The following is a 21,418-nucleotide window of genomic DNA, read 5'->3' on the forward strand; positions in this document are numbered from 1 at the left end:
ACCCCCAGACGTGTGACACAGCGTGACATCGCGCGGTTGGCCGGGGTCAGTCAGGCGACCGTCTCCCTGGTGCTCAACAACCGTGCCGACGCCGACGTCCGGATCGCGCCGGAAACCCGCGACCGGGTGCTGCGGGTGATCGCGGAGACCGGCTACGCGGCCGATCCCGTCGCCCGCCGGCTCGCCGCAGGGTTCAACCGGATCATCGGCGTCTTCACCTACGAACCTGCCTTCCCCAGCGGCACCCGGGACTTCTTCCACCCGTTCCTGGTCGGCATCGAGGAGTACGCCGAGCGCGCCGGCTGTGACCTCCTGCTGTTCACCAGCGCCCCTGTCGTCGACGGTCGGCGGCGGATCTTCCACCAGGACAACCGGCTCCGGCTGGCCGACGGGTGCATCCTGCTGGGTCGCGAGATCGACGCGGCGGAGCTGCTCCGGCTCAACCGCGACGGCTACCCGTACGTGGCCGTCGGCCGCCGCGACGACGCGGGCGGACCGGTCCCCTACGTCGGCGCCGACTACGCGAGCGCCGTGGGTCAACTCGTCGAGTCGGCCGTCGCCCGCGGGCACCGCCGGCTGGCCTACCTGGGCATGGGATCGGCCGCCGAGTCCTCCGAGGACCGCCGGCGTGGCTTCGCCGAGTCGGCGCGGGCCGCGGAAAGCGCCGTCCAGCTCTCCACCGCCGGACGCGACGCCGACGCGGTCCTCGATGACCTGCTCGCCGACCGGACCACCGCCGCCTTCGTCGAGGACTACGCCACCGCGGTGGCGCTGGAGCTGGCCACCCGGAGGCGCGGGCTGAGCGTGCCCGGCGACCTGTCCCTGCTGACCCTCGGCGACCCGACCGTGGCGGTCCCCACGGAGATCGCCTTCACCGGCTTCCACATCCCGCGCGAGGAGATGGGCCGGCAGGCGGTCGAGGTGCTGGCCGGTGTGATCGACGGCAGCTCCAGCGGCCTGCAGCAGCGACTTCTCCCCTGCGAACCCGTCGAGGGCGAGACCCTCGGCACCCCTGATCGGGCGGTCGAGCGCCGCTGAGCGGCGACCGCGCAACTGGAAGGAAGCAAGTGGCAGTTATGCGTGCGGACGTCCTCGTCGTCGGCGGCGGGCTCGGCGGCGTGGCGGCGGCTCTCGCCGCGGCCCGCGCGGGCCGGTCGGTGATCCTGACCGAGGAGTTCGACTGGCTGGGCGGGCAGCTCACCAGCCAGGCCGTCCCGCCGGACGAGCACTCCTGGATCGAGCAGTTCGGCGCCACCGCCAGCTACCGGGCCCTGCGCGCCGGGATCCGCGACTACTACCGCCGGCACTACCCGCTGACCGAACGCTCCCGCGGCTGGACGGACCTCAACCCGGGAGCCGGCTGGGTGAGCCGGCTGTGCCACGAGCCGCGGGTGGCGGTGGCGGTGATCGAGGAGATGCTGGCGCCGTACCGGGGCTCCGGCCGGCTGACCGTGCTCCAGCCGTACCGGCCGGTCGCGGTGGCGACCGACGGGGACCGGGTGGTCGGGGTCACCGTGGCGCACCGGGACCGGGACGACCGGATCGAGATCACCGCGCCGTACACGCTGGACGCCACCGAGACCGGTGAGCTGCTGCCGCTGTCCGGCACCGAGTACGTCACCGGGTTCGAGTCGCGCGAGCAGACCGGCGAGCCCAGCGCGCCCGCCGAGGCGCAGCCGATGAACATGCAGGCGGTCTCCGTCTGCTTCGCCCTGGACCACGTCGCCGGCGACCACACCATCGACCGGCCCGCCGGGTACGACTTCTGGCGCGACTACAAGCCCGACTTCTGGGGCGACCGGCTGCTGTCCTGGAAGTCGCCGCACCCGCGCACGCTGGAGATCGTCGAGCGCAGCTTCACCCCCAACCCGGACGACGACCCGTGGGCCGTCAACGCCGACCAGCGGGTCAACCCCGGTGACGGCAACCTGTGGACGTTCCGGCGGATCGCCGCCCGGCGCAACTTCCTCGACGGCACGTACGCCAGCGACATCACCCTGGTCAACTGGCCGATGATCGACTACTTCGAGGCCCCGGTCATCGACGTGCCGAACGCCGCCTGGCACCTGTCCAAGGCCCGCGAGCTGTCGTACTCGGTGCTCTACTGGCTGCAGACCGAGGCCCCCCGGCCGGATGGTGGCGCCGGCTTCCCCGGGCTGCGGCTGCGCGGCGACGTGACCGGCAGCGCCGACGGCCTGGCCCAGGCCCCGTACATCCGCGAGGCGCGGCGGATCCGCGCCGAGTACACCGTGGTCGAGCAGGACCTGTCCCTGGCCGTACGCGGTGAGCACGGCGCGGTCAGTTACCCGGACTCCGTCGGCGTCGGGATGTACCGGATCGACCTGCACCCGTCGACCGGCGGCGACAACTACATCGACGTCGGTTCCTGCCCGTTCGAGATCCCGCTCGGTGCGCTGATTCCGCAGCGGATGGAGAACCTGCTTCCGGCCGGCAAGAACATCGGCACCACGCACATCACGAACGGCAGCTACCGGCTGCACCCGGTCGAGTGGAACGTAGGCGAGGTCGCCGGCCTGCTCGCCGACTTCTGTCTGGCGCGGGGCGAGTCTCCGCGCGCGGTCCGCAACACCCCCCGTCTGCTGGCCGACTTCTCGGACCGCGTCACCGCGGCCGGCGTGGAACCGCGCTGGCCCCGGATCGCGGGCTACTGAACCACCACCCCCGGTAGAGGAGAACATGGTGACAACAGGAAAGGGTCTGCGCGGCGTGGCCGTGGCACTGGCCGCGGCGCTGGCGCTGGCCGGCTGCGGTGGCGGCGAGAAGGCCGGCTCGGACGGTCCGGCGAACCTGCGGATGACCATCTGGTCGGCCAACGAAGCGCACCTCAAGCTGTTCAACGAGATCGCCGACGAATACAAGAAGGGCCACCCGGACGTCGGGACGATCACCTTCGACCCGCTGCCGTTCGACAGCTACACCACCACGCTGACCACCCAGATCGCCGGCGGCAACGCCCCCGACCTGGCCTGGATCTTCGAGAACTCGGCCCCCGACTTCGTCGCCTCCGGCGCGCTGCGGCCGCTGGACGACACGCTGAAGTCCACCGAGGGGTACGGCTACGACGACCTGTCCCCGGCCACCCGCAAGCTCTGGCAGAACGACGGCAAGCTGTACGCGTACCCGTTCTCGACCTCGCCGTTCGGGATCTTCGTCAACACCGACCTGCTCAAGAAGGCCGGCCAGAAGACCCCGGCCGAGCTGATCGCCGCGGGTCAGTGGACCTGGGACGCCGCGCTGGCCGCCGCCTCCGCGAGCCAGGCGAAGACCGGCAAGGCGGGGCTGGTGATCCGCGACTTCGACTACAAGGGCTGGGACAACCTGTCCACCTTCTGGACCGGCTGGGACGCCCGCGCGTGGAGCGAGGACGGAAAGACGTGCGGCTTCAACGCGCCGGAGATGGTCGACGCGATGACCACCCTGCACAAGGCGATCTTCACCGACAAGGCGCTGCCCGGGCCGGGCACCACCGCCGACTTCTTCGCCGGTGACGCGGCCATGACGGTCACCCAGATCTCCCGCGCCTCGCTGCTGAAGGACGGTGGCTTCGGCTGGGACCTGGTCCCGCTGCCGGCCGGCCCGAAGGGGAACTACGCGGTGATCGGCCAGGCCGGCATCGGAGTGCTGAAGAAGAGCCCGCACGCCAAGGCCGCCGCGGACTTCCTCGCCTTCCTGACCAACCCCACCAACTCGGCGAAGCTGGCCCGGTTCTTCCCGCCGCCCCGGCAGTCGCTGCTGACCGCCGAGACGCTGGCCAAGACCAACCCGAAGCTTAAGCCGGAGCAGCTCCAGAAGGTCGTCATCGACGGCATCACCAGCGGCGTGGTCAAGCCCAGCCACGCCGGGCAGGCCGAGCTGAGCCAGCAGGTACGCGCCGGACTGGACCCGCTGTGGCAGCCGAACGCGGACGTCAAGGCGGTGCTGGAGGGCGTCTGCGCCAAGATCCAGCCGCTGCTGGCGAAGTAACCATGTCCCGGACGGACACCAGGGTGGGTCGGGTCGAGGCCCGGCCCACCCCGGGCCGGTCACGGCCGTACTGGACCACCCGCCGCCGCGACCAGCTCACCGGCTACCTGTTCATCGCCCCGCAACTGCTCGGCAGCGTCGTCTTCGTGATCCTGCCGCTGCTCCTGGTCGTCTGGTACAGCCTGCATGAGTGGAACGTGCTCGCCGACACCTTCGACTTCGTGGGCACCGACAACTACACCGCCCTCGCCGACGATCCCAACCTCGGCCCGGTGCTGCGGGCCACCGGACTCTTCTCCGTCGGCCTGGTGGTGTTCAACCTCGGCCTGGCGTTGCTGCTCGCCGTCCTGCTCAACCAGAAGCTGCGGGGCACCATCGTCTTCCGCACCCTGTTCTTCTCCCCCGTGGTCGTCTCCCTGGTCGCCTGGACCATCGTGTGGGGCTTCCTGCTTGAGGACAACGGCGGACTGAACGGCCTGCTCGACACGATCGGCGTGGACGGGCCGAACTGGCTGCGTGGCGAGGGCACCGCGATGGTGTCGGTCATCGTGGTGCAGGTGTTCAAGAACGTCGGCCTGAACATGGTGCTGTTTCTGGCCGCTCTCCAAGGCGTACCGGCGGAGCTGTACGAGGCCGCCGAGGTGGACGGGGCGAGCCGGATGCGCCAGTTCTGGCGGATCACCGTGCCGCTGATCAGCCCGACGATCCTGCTCACCTCGATCATCACGGTGGTCGGCTCGTTGCAGGTCTTCGCGCAGATCGCCGTGCTCACCCAGGGTGGGCCGGGCACCTCCACCACGGTGCTCGTCTACTACCTCTACCAGCAGGCGTTCCAGTTCCACCACTTCGGCTACGGAGCAACCCTGTCCATCGTGCTGTTCGCGATCGTGCTCGTGCTCACCCTGCTGCAGTGGCAGATGCGCAAGAGGTGGGTCTTCCATGAATCGTGACCTGTCGCCCCGGACCAAGCTGGTGCTCTACGGCGTACTGCTGGTCCTGGCCGTCCCGTTCGTCTTTCCGACCTGGTGGATGGTCACCTCGTCGCTCAAGCCGGTGGCGGACATCTTCGCCTTTCCGCCCCAGCTGCTGCCGGTCAGCCCTCGGCTGGAGGCGTACCAGCGGGTGTTCGAGTTGCAGCCGTTCGGCCGGCAGTACCTCAACAGCCTCTACATCGCGCTGGTGGTCACGGTCGGCACCTTGGGCGTGTCGGCACTGGCCGGGTACGCCTTCGCGCGCATCCGGTTTCGCGGCCAGAACCTGTTGTTCCTGGTCGTCCTCGGGGGCCTGCTCATCCCCAGCGAGGTGACGATCGTGCCGCTGTTCCAGATGTTCTTCAAGCTCGGCCTGGTCAACACCCACTGGCCGCTGATCCTGGTACCGATCTTCGGCGCGCCGAGCGTGTTGGCGACGTTCATCATGCGGCAGTTCTTCATCAGCCTTCCCGGCGAGTTGGAGGAGGCGGCCCGGGTCGACGGGCTTGGCCGCTTCGCCACCTTCTGGCGGATCGCGCTGCCGCTGTCGCGTCCCGCACTGGGCGCGGTGGCCATCTTCACCTTCCTGCACAGCTGGAATCTCTACCTGGAGCCGATCGTGTTCCTCTCCTCCCCGGAGAAGTTCACCCTGCCTCAGGCGCTCACCCAGTTCGTGGACGCCTACGGCGGTCCGATGTGGGACGTCCAACTCGCTGCGGCGTCGATGACCGCGCTGCCGGTCCTGGTGGTCTTCGTCATCGCCCAGAAGCAGTTCGTCGAGGGCCTCGCGCACACCGGTCTCAAAGGATGACGGCATCGGCACCCCTGATCGGCCTCGACATCGGCGGCACCAAGACGGCGGCGGCCCTGATCGGCCCTGACGGGGACGTGCTCGAGCGCCGTCAGGTGCCCACGCCCGCCCGGTCGGGGCCCGAGGCCGTGCTGGACGCCGCCGCGGTGCTGGCCGCGGACCTGCTGGACGCGGCCGGTAGCGGACCGGTCGGGGTAGGCACCGCCGGCACGGTCGACCCGGCGACCGGCACCATCCGGTATGCCACCGACAGCCTGCCCGGCTGGACCGGCACTCCGGTCGCCCACGCCCTGGCCGAGCGCCTCGCCCGCCCCGTTCTGGTCACCAACGACGTGAACGCTGCCGCGCTGGGCGAATGCTGGTCCGGCGCGGGGCGGGCCAGAACACACCTGCTGCTTGTCTCGATCGGCACCGGCCTGGGTGCGGCAATCATCCGTAACGGCCGCATCGAGGCCGGCGCTCGCGGCGGCGCCGGCGGGGTGGGCCACCTGCCGGTGCCGAGTGCCGAACGCCTGCGTTGTGGGTGTGGCCGGTACGGGCATCTGGAGGCGATCGCCTCGGGCAGGGGGCTGTCCGCCGCGTACGCCGTGGAGACCGGCGCGCGCGTCACCGGACAGGCCGTAGCGCAACGCGCGGCGGCGGGGGACGCCGTCGCGCAGCAGGTCCTGGACCGGGCCGGCACCGTCCTCGGCGCCGCCCTGGCCGGGTTGGTGGCCCTGCTCGATCCGCAGGCCGTCCTGGTGGCGGGTGGTGCGGCCGGCGCCCTGCTGCCCGCCGCGTCGGCCGCCTACTCGGCCGAACTGCCGGCCGGATGGGCCGACGTGCCGCTGCTGCCAGCCGCCCTCGGAGCCGACGCGGTCATGGTGGGCGCGGTCCGGTTGGTCATGACACACAGTGAACAGTGACGGTGGGAGCCGTCCCGGCACCGACGAAGGGACCAGACAGGTGAGTGTGCTCGACGACCTGACCGGCGGGCTGGTGGTGTCCTGCCAGCCGCTGCCCGACGAGCCGGATGACCCGATGCGGGACCCCTACGTCCAGGGCCGGGTGGCCGCCGCGGTGGTGCGGGGCGGCGCGGTGGCGGTCCGGGCCAACGGACCGGCCGACATCAGGGCTATCCGTGCCGTGCTCGACGTGCCGGTGATCGGTTTGTACAAGCACGGCACGGATGACATCTTCATCACCCCGACGGCGGCCCACGCGCTCGAGGTGGCCCGGGCCGGGGCAGACATCATCGCTGTCGACGCCACCGACCGTCCCCGTCCAGACGGGCGGAGCTTCGCCGACACGGTCCGGGCGATCCGCGAGCGGACCGACGCACTGGTCCTGGCCGACGTCTCCACCACGGCAGAGGGCGTCGCCGCCGTCGAGGCAGGTGCAGACGCGGTCGCCACCACGCTGTCCGGCTACACCCTGGCCAGCCCCCAGACTGACGGGCCCGACCTCGGGCTCGTGGCGCGACTCGTCGCACTGCTACCGGTTCCGGTGATCGCCGAAGGGCGGTACCGCACCAAGGAGCAGATCGGCCGGGCCTTCGAGGCCGGTGCGCACGCGGTGGTGATGGGCAATGCCGTCACCTCACCGCTGTGGATCACCCGCCGGCTCGTACCGGCCACCCCCCGCGCGGCTGGCGCCCCAGAGAAGAGGGAGAGCAGATGAAGAGACGTACCCTCCTGGCCACCGGCGTGGCCGGCCTGACCGCCGCAACGATCGGCCGACCGGCGTACGCCGGGCCCGCCGACCGGCAGCCAACCGTGGCACTCGTGCCCTTGGACGACCGGCCGGTCAACACCTACTGCCCTCAGATGACCGCGGCAAGCGCCGGCGCCCAGGTGCACCTGCCGCCCCGGGAACTGCTGGGCCGCTTCTTCACCCCCGGCGACGGCGCCGCCATCGCCCGCTGGCTCAGCGCCACCGACGACGTCGACGGGTACGTCATCTCGGTCAGCATGCTCGCCTACGGCGGTCTGATCGCCTCGCGCACCGCCGCCCCGACCCTGGCCGCCGCGCTGGAGAACCTGGCCGCGATCCGGAACCTGCGCTCGACCCGGCCCGAGGCGGTGATCGAGGTGCACGACACCATCCAGCGGCTCGCCATCACCAGCACGGGCACCGAGCTGGACAACTACCGGGCGCTGCTGGTCGATTGGGCGAAGCTCTACGACCAGGTGGTCAACCTCGGGCACGAGGAGCTGCGGGCCCGTCTCGACGCCGTCCGGGCGCAGATTCCGGACCAGGTGGTCGAGGACTACCTCGCCGCGCGGGCCCGCAACCACCAGGTCAACCGGCTGATGGTCGAGTGGGTCGCCGACCGCACCATCACCCACCTCGTGCTCTCCGAGGACGACACCGCGCCGGTCGGCCTGGCCCGGGCGGAGCGGGTCGAGCTGGAGGAGCTGGTGGCCCGGCTCGGCGTCGGCGACCGGGTGGAGATCTTCCCCGGCGCCGACGAGGTCGACGCGCTGCTGGTCGCGCGGGTGGTCGCCGCGGGCACGGCGCCCAGCTACCGGGTGGAGTACGCCGGTGTCTCGGGCGAGGACTGGACCGCCCAGCTGGAGGGCATCCCGTTCGCGGAGAACATTCGTCGGCATGTGACCGCCGTGGGTGGACGGGTAGTGGACGGCGACGCGGACATCGTGCTCGCCGTGAACACCCCTTCGGCGGCGCCCGCGCAGCGGGCCGCGGACCTGGACGCCTTCGTCGGGCGGATCGGCGGGCTGCTGGCCGCCGGCACCCCGGTGATCGTGGTGGACCCGCTGATCGTGAACAAGGCGGACCACGAACTGGTCGCGCGGATGGAGGCCCGGCTGGACCTCACGGCGCTGCTGTCGTATTCGGGATGGAACACCGGGGGCAACGCACTCGGTCTGGCGCTCGGTCACGGCACCGCCCGCTGGGCCCACCTTCGCTCCTCCGGCAACGGGTACGGCGTGCCCGATCTGCGCGGGCCTGGCCAGGCGCACGCCGAGTACCTGCTCTACCGGTTCGTCAAGGACGACTCGTGGAAGAACGTGGTGCAGGTCGAGGCGTACGCGCACGCGCGGGCCCGGGGCTGGGATCCAATCGCGCTGACCCCCGAGCAGAAGAGCTACTTCGACGGCTGGGTACGCGACCGGCTCGTGCCGCTGACCGAGCGGTACTTCGTCGACCACTTCGCCGGACACCGTGTCGTGCTGGGCCGGCGGGGCGCACAGAATTTCACCGCGACCCTGGCGCACTTCGAGTCGGCCCGGGTCGAGCTGCCGTGGGACCGGCTCTTCGAGGTGATCCTGGAGCCCCGGCTGCGGCTGTCCTGACCGGACACCGGTCGCGCCGGCACGCACCTGCCGGCGCGACCGGCCAGGGTGCAGGCCACCCGGGCCGACGGCGGCAGCTTCAGCCCGCGCGGCCGAGGCCGCCACCGCGGGTCGCGCCCTCCTCCCGCGCCTCGGCGGCGACCGGCCCCCGCCGTCCCGCCTCGCGCAGATCGTCCAGCAGCAGGTCGATCAACCGCTCCTCCATCACCGCGCGCCCGGCACGGCGCATCATGTCGGACAACGTGGGGTCCCAGGGCGTCCGGGCGGGGGCGCCGAGCAGGGCCGAACCGGACACCGCCGCGGTCTCGTACTCGGTCGTGGTCATCCGCCATGGAACGGCCGTCGGGTAGCGCTCGAGGGCCGCGGCGGTCAGCCGTACGCCCGTCCAATCGAGGTCGTTGCGCCATCGGATCATCGCGCCGTGCGCTGCGCGCAGCAGGGCGTGCACCGCCATCGAGGGCGTGCCTTCGGTGCAGAGCAGCGGCGGCGCCTGCGCGCCGAGCGCGGCGGTGGCGGCCCGAAGCACGGCCGGGTTCTCGCAGACGAAGATCTCGTCGCAGGTCAGCGTGAGCGGGGCGAGGCGGAGCTGGTGCAGGGTGACCCGCATCGGCACGCCCGCGTCCGCGGCCTCGGTCAGCCACCGTCCCAGCAGGCCGCCGCTGGCGGGCAGGTTGAGTATCAACACCTGGCTGGCGAGGTCATCGGGAACCAGCCCGACGGATTCCCACAGAGCCCGTTCGGGCTCCCCGCCGGTGGGCACGGGCACCTGCTGCCAGGCGGCGAGGGCCCGCAGCACGAGCCCGCGAAGCGGACCCTCGGCAAGGGCCTTCGTGTCGTCGAGCACCCGGTCGGCAAAGACCGGGATCGGCTCGTCCGGCGCGGGCAGTGCGTCGAGCACCCGCAGCATGTCGCGGAATGGCAGCCCGGCCCGGATGGCGCGGGTGAGGGTGCCGTCGCGGCGTAGGCCGTCGAGCCAGTCGGCGTACCAGACGGCGGTGGCGTGCCGGCTCTCCCGGGCGAGGGTGAGGAGGTCGTCCCGAGCCTTTGCCTCGCGTTCCGCCTCGGCGGGCCGGTTGCGCAGCGGGACCGTGGCGGAGAGCAGGTCGAGCAGGCCCACCCCGTGGACCGCGCGAAGCTGGTCGTCCACGTCGGCGAGCCGCACGCTGAGCCGCGCCGACCCGGCGGACCGGTGGGCACCGGTGATCCCGATGATCACGACACGTTCGTCGTCGGTGGGGGCGGTCAGGGTCACGGCGGCATCGAGTCGTCCACCGGTGCGCTCGAGGCTGCGCCGGGCGGCCGTCAGCAGCCGCCGCCAGCCCGGGTCGTCGGGCAGCCGCCGCCAGCCTGGCTCGGACCGGGCCGCCGGCCGGCCGGCGGGGTCGGCCTGGTCGGTTGGCGGCTGCGGGCGCACCCTCATTCGTCGGCGAGGCCGAGGACGAGCTCGGACGGGTCGAAGGGGTCGGCGGTGCCCGGCGCGCGGCGGGTCTCCGGCGAGCCGAGCGCGCGGGCCAGCGTCCCGTCGAAGTCGGCGATGTTGACCGAGCCGTCCCACACGAGCAGCAGGGTGGAGACCGTGTGCTCGACGGTGGAGTGGGACAGGTCGTAGTGTGCCGCGCCGCCGACCGCCGGGTGGGTGGCCCACAGGTCGTACCCGGTCATGAACAGGTCCAGGTCGAACTGCTTCGCCAGCGCCATCAGCTCGCCGCGGCCGGTGTCGTCCACCCCGGCGAATGCCTCGTCCAGACCGAGCAGGCGGGGCGCGTCCAGCCGGGCCGAGCTGAACAGGGCGTTGGCGGCGGCGAACAGCGGCAGGTGCAGCGACACCGACTGTTCGCCACCGGAGAGCTGGCTGTGCCGGGCCCGGGTCAGGGCCTCGGTGCCGCCGCCGGGCCGGTGCAGGGTGAAGGCGAACGTGCGCCACTGCCGGTAGTCGAGCACCTCACCCAGCAGTTCCCGGTACGGCCGCTCGAGGTGCATCGCCCGTGCCGCCTTGATCCGGGCGGCGAAGTGCCGGCGCATGGTGGTGAGCTGCGCCGGCCCCAGCCGGGCCGGATCCCGTTCCAGCAGCTTGCAGACCTCCCGCTGCTCAGCGTCGAGATCGTCCGCGAGCCGCCAGCCGACGCCGACGGTGAGCCCGGAGGACATCCGGCGGGCCCGCATCTGGGTGTCCATCGCTCCCACCAGGTCACGGGCCTCGATGGTGCGGTGGTGGATCTGCCGGGCGAGCTGGCCGAGCAGCGCGTCCTCCAGCACCCGCTGCTCGGCATCGGTGAGCAGCTGTTCCTGGTCGCGTCGCTCGCGGGCGATTCGGTCGGCGAAGTGCGCCACCGGGGTGAGCCCCTGCTCGTCGACGACTCGGACGACGATGACCCCGTCGTCGGTGTCCCACTCGGGCCGCTGGTCGAGCCCGGCCGCCGGCAGCTGCGCCTGCAGCTCGGTCAGCGCGGTGGTGAGGCGGGTGGCGCTCTGCTTGAGCGAGGTCTCGGTCGGACTGAGCTCCCGGGTGGCCGCGAGGATCGCCTCGTGCAAAGCGGTCACCTGCGGATCCAGGTCCGAGCCGGGTCCGTCGTCGGTCGCCCGGGCCGGCCACCGCAGCTCCGTCGGGCAACGCAGCAGCCCCAGCAGGTCCGGTCGGGCGTACGGGCGCAGCCGCAACGCGTCGTGGTGCGCCTCGGCCACCGCCGCGGCGACGGCCTGCTCGCTCAGCTCCACCCGGGTCACCGCGGCGGCCCGCCGCTGCTGGGCGGCACCCAGGTCGGTCCGGGCCCGCTCGACAGCCGCCTCCGCGTCGATGATCTCGTCGGCGGTACGTGCCACGTCGGCCAGCACCCGTTCCGCCTCGGCACCGACGCTGGCCCGCAGCGTCCGGTACGCCTCGGCCTTTTCCCGGTGCCGGTCGGTCGCGGTGTGCGCGGCATCCTCGGCGGCGGCGAGCCGCTCGACCGCCTCGTCGTGGCGCTGCTGCGCCTGCGCCTCCTGGTCGGCGGCGCGGGCGGCGGCTGGGCGGGCGCTCTCCAGCCGTACCCCCCGCTTCTCGAATCGGTCCACGGCGTCGGCGGTGGCGTCCAAGCGGTCCAGCGGGAGGGACCGCTCCGCGGTGACCCGGCGCAGTGCGGCGGCGGCCGCGGCCCGCTCGGCCAGCGCCTGGTCCAGGCGCACGTTCGCCGCGGCCGCGGACTCCTGCCGGGCCCGCAGCGTGACCGCCGCCCGGTCCAGTTCCCGCAGCGCGGTGTGGATCGGGGTGAGGGGCGGCAACTGCCCGGCGGCCGCCACGGCGGCCAGCAGCCGCTCGATCGCGGACCGCTCCTCGTCGAGGGTGCGCAGCTCGGCGTCCAGCGCGGCGCGCTGCCGGTCGCACTCGGCGATCCGGGCGGCGCGCCGGGCCGCCCGGGCCGTCGCGCCGATGTACTCGCAGCGGTCCTTGGCGAACCGGCCGACGCCGACGCCCTGAACGTAACGCCCGTCGACACCGACCGTCACCGCAGCGGTGGACTGCGCGTCGACCACGTCGGCCAACGCCACCGAGGCGAGCACGTCGCGGATCCGTTCGGCGGGCACCTCGTCCTGGTCTTCGCAGACCAGCACGTCGGCGAGGGTGGCGCCGGCCGGACGCCGGTCCGGTGGCAGGGGCAACAGGTAGCCGTCCCGGTCGTCGCCGGCCACCGCGTCCGCGGCGGCGCCCGGGTCGGGGTGCAGCCAGGCGTCCAGCAGGCCGGCGGCGTGCAGGGCCGCCTCGACGGCCGCGGCGTCGGCGCCGGGCACCACCTCGGCGAAGCGGACCAGCCGCCACAGAGGCGCGCCGGGGCGGCCGGCGCGCGGAGCGGGACGGGTCACCGGGGTCGGCGGGGCGTCGTCCTGTTCGGCCGCGATCCGGTCCCGTACCGCCGCCAGTTCGGCCCGGCGGCCGGCCAACGCCGTGCGGTCGGCGGTCAGCTCCGCGAGCCGGTCGCGATGCCGGGCGACGGCGGAAGCGGTGGCTTCGGCGTACACCTCCCGCAGGGTCGGGGCGCCGGGCTCGCCGGCGGCGTCGACGGCGGCGGCCAGCACGGCCGGCAGGTCCGGCCGGTCGAGGTGGGGCAGCAGTGCGTCGTTGTCCTGCGCCCACCGGCTGACGCTGGCGCGCACCCGCGTGCGAGCTTCCGCGAGGGCGCTTTCGGCGCGCTGCTCAGCCTGCTCGGCCTCGGTGAGCGCGTCGGCGGCGCCGGCCGCGTCGGCGGCCGCCCGGGTGTGGTCACGTTCGGCCTGGGCGTGCCGGGCCGCCTGCTCGCGCACGGCGCGCACGTCGTCGCGGCGGGCGCCGGAGCGGGCGGCGAGCCGCGCGGGAAGTCCGTCCGTGCCGCCGTCGGCGGCGGTCCAGGCGATCCCGGCCGTCTCGGCGTCGAGCAGCAGCTCGGCGGCGAGGCGGTCGGCGGTCGCCCGCGCGTCGCGGGTCGCCACGGCGGCCCGTTCCCACTCGCCGCGCCGCCGCGCGGTGGCGTCCCGCTCGACGGCGACGGTACGGCGAGCCCGCTCGGCCGCGTCGGCCAGGTCGTGCACGTGCCGTTCCAAGTCGGCGAGCTGCTCGTGGGACTGGTAGGCCGCCGAGCTCTTCAGGCTGTCCAGGTGCGCGCGCAGGCGACCAGGTTCGCCTTCGACGGCCCGCAGCCGCGCGGTGGCCGCGGTCTCGGACTCGGCCGCCACGACGGCCTCCTGACGCGCGTCGGCCAACGCCGTGGACCGGCCGGTGACCGCGTCCCGGCGCCCGGTCAGCAGGTCGGCCGCCGCGCGAGCGTGGGTGCGCAGGTAGGTCGAGTAGACGGCGAGGAAGGCGGCGGTGGCGGCGTCCGCCGCGGCCAGCCCTTCGAGCGTACGGGCGACGGCCTCCATGTCGTCGAACGAGCGGGCGGCCTCCACGAGCAGGTGGTCCTCGACCGGCCGCAGCCCGCGCTGCAGGGTGCGGGAGAGTTCGACCGGGTTGAGGTCCTTGGCCAACTGCGGCTTGCGCAGCGTCAGCACCAGGTCGAGCAGCTGCTCGTAGCGGGCCGGGCCGAGGCCGAACAGCCGGGCGTCGACGAGATGCCGGTAGTCCTCCGGCGAGTCCCGCACCGCGTCGGCGCCGAGCTGGTCGATCAGGTCGCGCCGGGTCAGCGGCCGGTCGTCTGTGTCGAGCAGGGAGAAGTCCACGCCGATCCGGCCGTCGGTGACGAAGTGCCAGCGGGTCACCCGGTCGACGTGCCGGTGGGCGCGCAGTCCGATGCCGACCGTCACGTACGAGTCGCCGTCGCCGAACTCCATCCACACGTACGCGTGGGCCACCTCCTGCCCGCGGTAGAGCAGGTTCGACTTCATGGTCCGGTCCTCGCTGGCGAACGGGTTGAGCCGGCGCGGCTCGATCCGCCCGTCGAGCACGAACGGGAAGAGGACCTCCAGCGCCTTCGTCTTGCCGGAGCCGTTCGGCCCGCGCAGCACCAACCACCCGTCGACGAAGAGGAACTCCTCGTCGCGGTAGTCCCACAGGTTGATAATCCCGGCCCGGGTGGGCGCGAAGCGGCGGACGGCGCGTTGTTCGATCACGAAGGCTTCCAAGGTCAGAAGAGGGTCTCGGTGACGGCCCGTTGCCGGACCGCGGCGACGGTGTGGCGGTAGCGGCCCACCAGCGGCTGGACCAGGACGCCGCCCGGCACGCGGATGACCGCGCCGAACCGTTCCAGCAACGCCACCGCCTCGGTACGCAGCCGCTCCGGGTCGGCGTGCCACTGCGCCCCGAACGCGGACCCGTACCGTCGCAGAATCTCCCCGACCGCGTCCCGCAGGAAGCTGTCGGTGATGAGGGGAAGGCGGCCCTCGCCGGTCGCGTCGACCGGGTCGTCCCCGGTCGGGGGCAGCGACACCGCGTCGTCGAGCAGCACCTGCGTGGCGGTTGGCAGGCCGGCGTCGAGCTGGTCGACCAGGGCGCGTTGCCGGGCGTGCGGGTCGGGCGGGGCGAGCCGCCGGACCCGGCGGCCGTCCGGGTCGAGGGCCCGGTCGGCCATCTCGACGGCGAGCAGCACGGCGGCCTGCGCCACCGAACCGGTGCCCGGGAACCGTTCGACGGTGAAGCCCGTGGTGTCCACCAGCAGCACGCCCTCGGCGCGTCGCTCCAGCCGAAGCCCGGTCAGCCGGACCAGGTCGGCGGCGAGCGCCGCGCCCCGCAGGTGGTTGGCGACCGCCGGCTCGACGTCGGTCAGATAAACCACCGGGCCCTCCACCACCGCCCGTCGGGCGACCTGGGCGGCCTGACGCCGCTCGGCGTTGCCGCTGCTGGCCATCGTCCGGTCCAGCAGCGCTGTCACCGACTCGACATGCTGCAGGACACGGGTCGGGCGGAACAGCGCGAGCACGACGTCCCGCGCCACGTCGTACAGCGCCTCGCCCGCACCGGGGTCGCTGGCCCAGGCGACGCTGGAACCGTCGGCGAGCCGGAGCACACCGCGCTCCTCCAGCCAGCCGACGGCGTCCACGAACGCCCGCCGGTCCGCGCCGTGGTCCGGGTCCAGCCCCAGGCCGGTGATCCGGTTCGCGTCAGCGGCCACCGAGTCCGCCAGCTCGCTGAGGGTGATCTGGATACCGGTGCGGCCCAGCACCGCAAGGCACAACGCCAGGTACGCGTACCGCTGGCGGTCGAACGCGCGGCCGGTGCGCGACAGCGCCGGCTGGGTCGGATCCAACCGGTCCTTCGCCCGGACCAGCCGTGCCGTGGCGCCGTGCAACTCCAGCCGGTAGCCGAACGCCTCGGACAGGTCCCGGCCCAGGGTCGCCGCGAACCGCCGGACCCGTGGCAGCGCCCGCTCGTCCGGCCAGGTCGCCGTAATCAGCGGGTGGCGCAGCACCAGCCGGACGGCGCGCTGGTAGTCGGCCAGTTCCAGGTCGCTGATGTCGGCGGCGAACCGGTGACGGGTCGGTTCGGTCATGCCGAGACCAGCTCCAGGCGGCGGACCGCGGTGTGCGTCGCGGCGGTCACGCTCAGCGCATACCCGTCGAGGTGGAGACAACCGGCGGTGGTGGCCACCGTGGTGAACCGACCCGGCGTCGGGGTGAGGGTGAGCCGGACGCCGTGCGCGGCCGCGGCCAGCGGCGCCGGCGCGGCGCCGCCGACCCGGGCGGCGAGCGCGATGTCGAGCAGGCGCAGCAGGACACCGCTCTGCGCCTCGTCCAGCCGGAGCCCGGCGAGGCCCTCCTCCGCCAGGACGGTCGCCGCGGCGGCGAGTTGGCGCTCCCGAGCCAGCTGGTCGGCGCGCAGCCGGTGCCGGCGGTCGTCGCCGCGGTCGACCCGGGCCGGCCGGCCGCGGCCCTGGCCGGGTGCCCGGCCGGTCGCCACCAGGGTGCGCGACAGCTCGACCGCCGGCGCCTCCCACCACGACAGCCGGGTCGCGATGGCCTCCGGGTCCGGATGGGTCACTGCCACGTGCCGCGGACCGCCCAGGCCGAACACGGCGTCGAAGAGCGCGTGGGAGGCCTCCTGCGACCCGGCCCGGGTGAACCAGGTGGCCAGGTGGCGCAGTTGCGACTCGCGGCTCACCCCGCCGCGGCGGGCCTCGGTCACCCGGCGCAGCAGCGCCAGCACGTCGCCGATCGCGGCGATGGTGGCGTCGGCGAGCCGGTCGGCCTCGCTGGCCTCCGCCATCCCCGGCGGCGCCAGCCACGACCGCAGCCCGCGCCAGCGACGCCGCCAGTCCTCCAGCCGCTCCACCGGCGTGTGGAAGAGCCGCTCGTCGGCCTCGGCCGCCGCCTCGATGAGACGGTCCAGGCCGGTCGCCTCCACCTCGTGCACCGCCGCCCGCAGGCGCGGCGTGTAGCGCTGCAGTTCGTCGTGGAAGTCTCGCAGGTGGGCCAGCAGGGCGTCCTTGTGGGTGAGGAACGCCTCCGGGCGTACGTCGTTTGTGCGGCTCAGGTCGCCCAGCATGTGGTAGAAGCGGGCGGCCCGCTCGGCGATGTCAGCCAGCGCCCGGTCGAGCCGGTTGAGTTTGCGGTAGACCTCCTCGGCGTCTCCCGCCTCGTTGGCCGCGGCCAGCGCCGTCAGGTCGGCGAGCAGGTCGGCGAAGACCAGGCGGGACAGGGTGGTGTCGTCCATCGTCGCCGTGAGCACGGCCTCCACCGCCCGGTGGGCCCGGTAACCGGCCTCGGTGAACTGGTAGACGGAGTGCCGGTTGCGGTATTCCGCGAGGGTGGTCGCCCGCGTGGCGTCCTGGCCCCGGTCGAGGATCCCCCACTCCACGAGCGCGTCGAGCAGCCGGGGCAGCTCCAGCTCGGCCGGGTCTGGGCAGTCTGGGCTGGCCTCGTGCAATGCTTCCATCGCCGCGGCCACGTCGGCGGTGTGCAGCATTACGTGATAGCTGGAGCGCGCCGAGTCGAAGGCGCGTAGCAGCCAGAGGTAGGCGAACCGGTTCTCCGCGGTGACGTAGCCGAACAGGCGCATCCGGTCGTCCAGCCCGAACTCGTCCAGGCCGAAGGTGTGCCTCGACGGCTGTGCGGTCATCGTCGTCCTTCCAGGCGGGCTGAGTCCCGGGTCGGACCAGCCTACCGACGCCCGCTGACACGCCCAACGTACGGCCGACGAGTGTCGGACGCCGCTGCGGTCAGCCGGGACGCTCTCCGCTCAACGCCGCAGCGTGCGGGCGCAGGGGCCGTCGTGGTCGGCGCGGAGCAGGCAGCGCCGGCCGCCGGGCATCAGCAGGTCGCAGAAGACCCGATGGCGTACGTTCTGGTCGTCCTCGGCGGAGACGGTGGTCTCGCCTGGGTCGGTCTGCGGCAGGACGAGCAGCCAACGGCCGACCACCCGGGCCAGGCGCTGCGCGGCGGGCAGGTCGTTCGCGACGACCGGCAGGTGGATGACGTACCGCTGGGTCACCGCTCGTTTCCCCGGGCGTCGCGGGCGCGGGCCTGGTCGGACTGCCAGCGGCGCAGCGCGTCCTTGATGCGCCGGCACGCCCTCCGCCGCGGCGCGGCGCAATCCGGCCCCCATGACGGCGTGGCCCCGGCGACGACCGGCTGGTCGGGATGGGTGCCCAGGACGCCGAGGTACCAGAACGGGGTGGTCGGTGGTGCACCTGGCCGGCGACGGCGCGCAGCTCGCGGGCTGCTCACCGCCGACGTGCGCCTCGCCTCCACCATCGGCTACGGCCCGGACCCGCATCCGGCCGCCACAAACCCTCGACCGGCTCACAACTGGCTGATCAGCCCGGGCCGCCCCAAGTCCTCACCGCCACGTCAACGTCGGTTCGCGCGAGCGGCGGCCGTACGTTCTCTCAGTGGCCGGTTGGCGGAATCGCGGAAGGTTTGTCCGCCTGCTTGGCCTTCTTTGCCGCCCGCTTTTCCTTCAAAGTCATGGCTGGCTTCTTCATACTGCTCTTCTGGGGAGACTTGTCGGACATATCGACCCTTCCCACACACAACGTCAGGATGGCGGTCCGCGGTGGCGACTGCCAGCCGCGATCCGCCGGACGAAACCATGGACAAAACGGCGATGCCCGCCGGTTGGCCACCCTGAGCCAAGAAACATGATCAGACGACCACGTCCCCTAGCCTAGTCCTCCAACAGCACGTTGTGACCGTGGTCCGAGCGCCGGCCGACCGCCGCCGGGCCAGGGAACGGCTCGGATCACGCCCCGACTCTGCTGCCCAACCGGACAAAGGAGCTGCCGGATGTCCTTTTGCCGGCCTATCCCCCGGCCATCGCTCCGAGGATGATGAACGGTTCCTCGCCGGCGACGACCCGCTCGGGCAGTGGCGCGTCGGGCGACTCGTTGGACAGGTCCTCCTCGCACGCGTAGAAGCGGACGAACGCGCGGCGCTTGCCGCTGTGGCGGTCGCGGATCGTGCCGAGCAGCATCGGATATCGCGCCTCGAGGGTGTCCAACACCAGGCGCTGGGTGACCGGCCCGGCATGCGGACCGGTCACCTCGAGCGTTACCGGGCCGGTGACATGCGCCAGGTTCTTCAGGTGGGCCGGGAGGACGACCCGGATCACGGCAGCACCTGGGCTTCCACGGAGAGCACGGCCGGCAGGTCCCGTACGATCGGCGCCCAGCTGTCGCCTCCGTCGGCCGAGTGGTAGACCTGGCCACCGGTGGTGCCGAAGTAGATCCCGCACGGGTCGAGCGTGTCCACCGCCATCGCGTCCCGGTACACGTTGACGTAGCAGTCGGACTGCGGCAGGCCCTTGGTCAGCGGCTCCCAGTCGTCGCCACCGGTGCGGCTGCGGTAGACGCGCAACTTGCCCTCCGGCGGGTAGTGCTCGGAGTCGCTCTTGATCGGCACGACGTAGATGGTCTCCGGCTCGTGCGCGTGCACCGCGATCGGGAACCCGAAGTCCGACGGCAGGTTGCCGCTGACCTCGCGCCAGTTCGCACCGGCGTCGTCGCTGCGCAGCACGTCCCAGTGCTTCTGCATGAACAGGGTGTCCGGCCGGGACGGGTGCTGCGTGATGTGGTGCACGCAGTGGCCGACCTCGGAGTCCTGGTCGGGGATCTCCCCGGAGCGCAGACCCTTGTTGATCGGCAGCCAGCTGGCGCCGGCGTCGTCGCTGCGGAACGCGCCCGCCGCCGAGATGGCGACGTAGATCCGGTCCTTGTTCACCGGGTCCAGGATGATCGTGTGCAGGCACATCCCGCCGGCGCCGGGCTGCCACGACGGTCCGGTCGGGTGGGTACGAAGGGCGGTGAGCTCCGTCCACTTCTGACCGCCGTCGGTGGTGACGTAGAGGGCGGCGTCCTCCGCACCCGCGTACACCGTGTCGGGGTCGTCGCGGGACGGCTCGAGGTGCCAGACGCGCTTGAACTCCCACGGGCGTGGGGTCCCGTCGTACCACAGGTGTTCACCGACCTCGCCCGAGTAGGCGAAGTCATTGCCGACGGTGGTCCAGTTTCTGCCGCCATCGTCCGAGCGCTGGATCAACTGCCCGAACCAGCCACCGGACTGGGACGCGTAGAGCCGGTTCGGGTCGGCCGGCGACCCGGTCAGGTGGAAGATCTCCCAGCCGCCGAAATGCGGTCCCTCGACCGTCCAGTCGCCGCGCCTGCCGTCCGAGGTCAACGTGAACGCGCCCTTGCGCGTGCCTACCAGCACCCGTACGCCACTCATACCCTCATCCTTTCCACTCGTTTCCCTTGGGTAGACCGTCCACCACGCCGATACTCATCGGTCTCCGTCAGTCGTACTCCCCAGGTACGACGAATCGACGTCTCCGGCCTGTCGGAGGGGCCGGCTAGCGTCCCGCACATGACTGGCCCTGGGGACGTCCCACCCGAGATCCTCCACCGGCTCCGGCCCGTCTGCCTCGGGCTGCCGGAGACCTACGAGGAGCCGGCGTGGGTGGGAACGCGCTGGCGGATCCGCAAACGCACGTTCGCCCACGTGCTCACGGCCGACCCCGACCACCAGGCGGCCTACGCCCGAGCTGCCACGAGCGACCAGCCGATCTGCGTGTTGACGTTCCGGTCGCCCGGCGACGAGATCGCCGGGCTGATCGCCAGCGGCCACCCGTTCTTCAAGCCGGGCTGGGGCGCCGACGTCGTCGGCATGGTGCTCGACGACGGCGTCGACTGGGAGGAGGTCGCCGAGCTGCTCACGGAGAGCTACTGCGTCCTGGCGCCGAAGCGGCTGGCCGCCCTGGTCGACCGGCCGATCGATCTCGAGTAGCCGAACTCCGGGCGTCCGACGCCCACGGGTCGCCAGCATCATCGGTTACCGCCGTAGGCTCTCCACGTCTCACGTCGCCACGCCGTCGACAACGGTGCTCGGCATCACGCTAGCCCTCGGCGTAGACGAGGTCCATGGTGTCGGTGTGCCCGGACCAGTGGAGTTCGAGGTGCCAGCAGCCGGCCCGCGGCAGGTCGATGATCGACGGGCCGGGGCCGCCGGCAACCTCCCGGGTCACCCGCGTGTCGGTCCCGTCCAGCGTCGCGGTGATCGCCAGGGTGGCGGGCGACGCCGGGTCGGACGACGTCGCCGCAGGCTTGGCGACCCAGAGGATCTTGTTGCTGGGCCCCTCGTCCCGGCCCAGCGCCAGCGGGTGACCGAACAGCACCGCGACGATGTCCCCGTTCGCGCCGAAGACGTGCGGGATCCGGGCCTCCCCACTGAACCCGCCGTCCGCCCAGTCAGGCAGGACACCCGTCTCGACCCGTGAGCCGCAGCCCGTCGCGGCGCTCGCCGGCGGATTCGCCGGGGCCGTGGTGGCCGCAGCGCCGACCGGAGTGGCCGACCGCCCCGTGGTCGTGCAGGCCGCCAAGAGGACCGCCGAACCCAGCAACACCCTGCCCCATGAACCCATCTCGCGCCCTCCGGACAAACGCCGCGCCCGCCGATGACTCGTGCCTCGCACCATCAGGACACCG

General features: G+C 72.7%; 17 protein-coding genes. 9 read left to right on the forward strand and 8 right to left on the reverse strand.

Annotated elements, in window-relative coordinates; all coding sequences use genetic code 11:
* Window positions 1-12: 12 nt before the first annotated feature.
* From ACFOYX_RS33230 to ACFOYX_RS33265, 8 genes are read left to right on the forward strand one after another with little or no spacing between them, the layout of a single operon-like run.
* Window positions 13-1,038 carry a LacI family DNA-binding transcriptional regulator gene (locus ACFOYX_RS33230; RefSeq protein ID WP_322438728.1) on the forward strand — a complete coding sequence of 342 codons (1,026 nt, stop codon included), beginning with the start codon at window positions 13-15 and terminating at the stop codon, window positions 1,036-1,038.
* Window positions 1,039-1,076: 38 nt separating this feature from the next.
* Window positions 1,077-2,672, forward strand: a complete 1,596-nt coding sequence (locus ACFOYX_RS33235) for an FAD-dependent oxidoreductase (RefSeq protein WP_322438827.1) — start codon at window positions 1,077-1,079, stop codon at window positions 2,670-2,672.
* Window positions 2,673-2,700: 28 nt separating this feature from the next.
* The gene (locus ACFOYX_RS33240; RefSeq protein ID WP_322438729.1) at window positions 2,701-3,984 is read left to right on the forward strand and encodes a sugar ABC transporter substrate-binding protein; all 1,284 of its coding nucleotides are present in this window, start codon (window positions 2,701-2,703) and stop codon (window positions 3,982-3,984) included.
* Window positions 3,985-3,986: 2 nt separating this feature from the next.
* Window positions 3,987-4,934: a sugar ABC transporter permease gene (locus tag ACFOYX_RS33245; protein WP_322438730.1), complete on the forward strand. Its 948-nt coding sequence runs from the start codon at window positions 3,987-3,989 to the stop codon at window positions 4,932-4,934.
* Entirely contained in the window at window positions 4,924-5,766 is an 843-nt protein-coding gene (locus tag ACFOYX_RS33250) for a carbohydrate ABC transporter permease (RefSeq protein WP_322438731.1), read from the forward strand. The genes ACFOYX_RS33245 and ACFOYX_RS33250 overlap by 11 nt, the downstream gene beginning before the upstream one ends.
* Complete coding sequence (locus tag ACFOYX_RS33255) at window positions 5,763-6,671, forward strand: ROK family protein (RefSeq protein WP_322438732.1); 909 nt, start codon at window positions 5,763-5,765, stop codon at window positions 6,669-6,671. Before ACFOYX_RS33250 ends, ACFOYX_RS33255 begins: the two co-directional genes overlap by 4 nt.
* Window positions 6,672-6,711: 40 nt before the next feature.
* Window positions 6,712-7,425 carry an N-acetylmannosamine-6-phosphate 2-epimerase gene (locus ACFOYX_RS33260; RefSeq protein ID WP_322438733.1) on the forward strand — a complete coding sequence of 238 codons (714 nt, stop codon included), beginning with the start codon at window positions 6,712-6,714 and terminating at the stop codon, window positions 7,423-7,425.
* The gene (locus tag ACFOYX_RS33265) at window positions 7,422-9,062 is read left to right on the forward strand and encodes a DUF4127 family protein (protein ID WP_322438734.1); all 1,641 of its coding nucleotides are present in this window, start codon (window positions 7,422-7,424) and stop codon (window positions 9,060-9,062) included. The genes ACFOYX_RS33260 and ACFOYX_RS33265 overlap by 4 nt, the downstream gene beginning before the upstream one ends.
* A 79-nt stretch (window positions 9,063-9,141) precedes the next feature.
* On the opposite strand, the gene ACFOYX_RS33270 is transcribed toward ACFOYX_RS33265, so the two are convergent.
* The 7 genes from ACFOYX_RS33270 to ACFOYX_RS33300 form a co-directional block, all read right to left on the reverse strand.
* A complete protein-coding gene (locus ACFOYX_RS33270) occupies window positions 9,142-10,482 on the reverse strand; it encodes a TIGR02679 domain-containing protein (protein WP_377534709.1) in 1,341 nt (446 codons plus the stop codon).
* On the reverse strand, window positions 10,479-14,618 hold the full coding sequence (locus ACFOYX_RS33275) for a TIGR02680 family protein (protein ID WP_322438736.1): 4,140 nt from the start codon (window positions 14,616-14,618) through the stop codon (window positions 10,479-10,481). Before ACFOYX_RS33275 ends, ACFOYX_RS33270 begins: the two co-directional genes overlap by 4 nt.
* A gap of 14 nt (window positions 14,619-14,632) precedes the next feature.
* Window positions 14,633-15,994: a DUF2398 family protein gene (locus ACFOYX_RS33280; protein ID WP_322438737.1), complete on the reverse strand. Its 1,362-nt coding sequence runs from the start codon at window positions 15,992-15,994 to the stop codon at window positions 14,633-14,635.
* On the reverse strand, window positions 15,991-17,559 hold the full coding sequence (locus ACFOYX_RS33285) for a TIGR02677 family protein (protein WP_322438738.1): 1,569 nt from the start codon (window positions 17,557-17,559) through the stop codon (window positions 15,991-15,993). Before ACFOYX_RS33285 ends, ACFOYX_RS33280 begins: the two co-directional genes overlap by 4 nt.
* Before the next feature lie 120 nt (window positions 17,560-17,679).
* Window positions 17,680-17,931, reverse strand: a complete 252-nt coding sequence (locus ACFOYX_RS33290; RefSeq protein WP_322438739.1) for a hypothetical protein — start codon at window positions 17,929-17,931, stop codon at window positions 17,680-17,682.
* 810 nt (window positions 17,932-18,741) lie between these two features.
* Window positions 18,742-19,050, reverse strand: coding sequence for a MoaD/ThiS family protein (locus tag ACFOYX_RS33295; RefSeq protein ID WP_109804521.1), 309 nt, complete (start codon window positions 19,048-19,050; stop codon window positions 18,742-18,744).
* Window positions 19,047-20,162 (reverse strand): exo-alpha-sialidase, encoded by a 1,116-nt coding sequence (locus ACFOYX_RS33300; protein WP_322438740.1) that lies wholly within the window; start codon window positions 20,160-20,162, stop codon window positions 19,047-19,049. The genes ACFOYX_RS33295 and ACFOYX_RS33300 overlap by 4 nt, the downstream gene beginning before the upstream one ends.
* A 138-nt stretch (window positions 20,163-20,300) precedes the next feature.
* On the opposite strand from ACFOYX_RS33300, the gene ACFOYX_RS33305 reads away from it, so the two are divergent.
* Window positions 20,301-20,720: an MmcQ/YjbR family DNA-binding protein gene (locus ACFOYX_RS33305; RefSeq protein WP_322438741.1), complete on the forward strand. Its 420-nt coding sequence runs from the start codon at window positions 20,301-20,303 to the stop codon at window positions 20,718-20,720.
* Window positions 20,721-20,829: 109 nt separating this feature from the next.
* Here the strand turns inward: ACFOYX_RS33305 and ACFOYX_RS33310 are convergent, their stop codons facing one another.
* The gene (locus ACFOYX_RS33310) at window positions 20,830-21,354 is read right to left on the reverse strand and encodes a hypothetical protein (protein WP_322438742.1); all 525 of its coding nucleotides are present in this window, start codon (window positions 21,352-21,354) and stop codon (window positions 20,830-20,832) included.
* Window positions 21,355-21,418 lie beyond the last annotated feature (64 nt).

The organism is Micromonospora sp. GCM10011541, from assembly GCF_042650725.1.
Classification (GTDB): Bacteria; Actinomycetota; Actinomycetes; order Mycobacteriales; family Micromonosporaceae; genus Micromonospora; species Micromonospora sicca.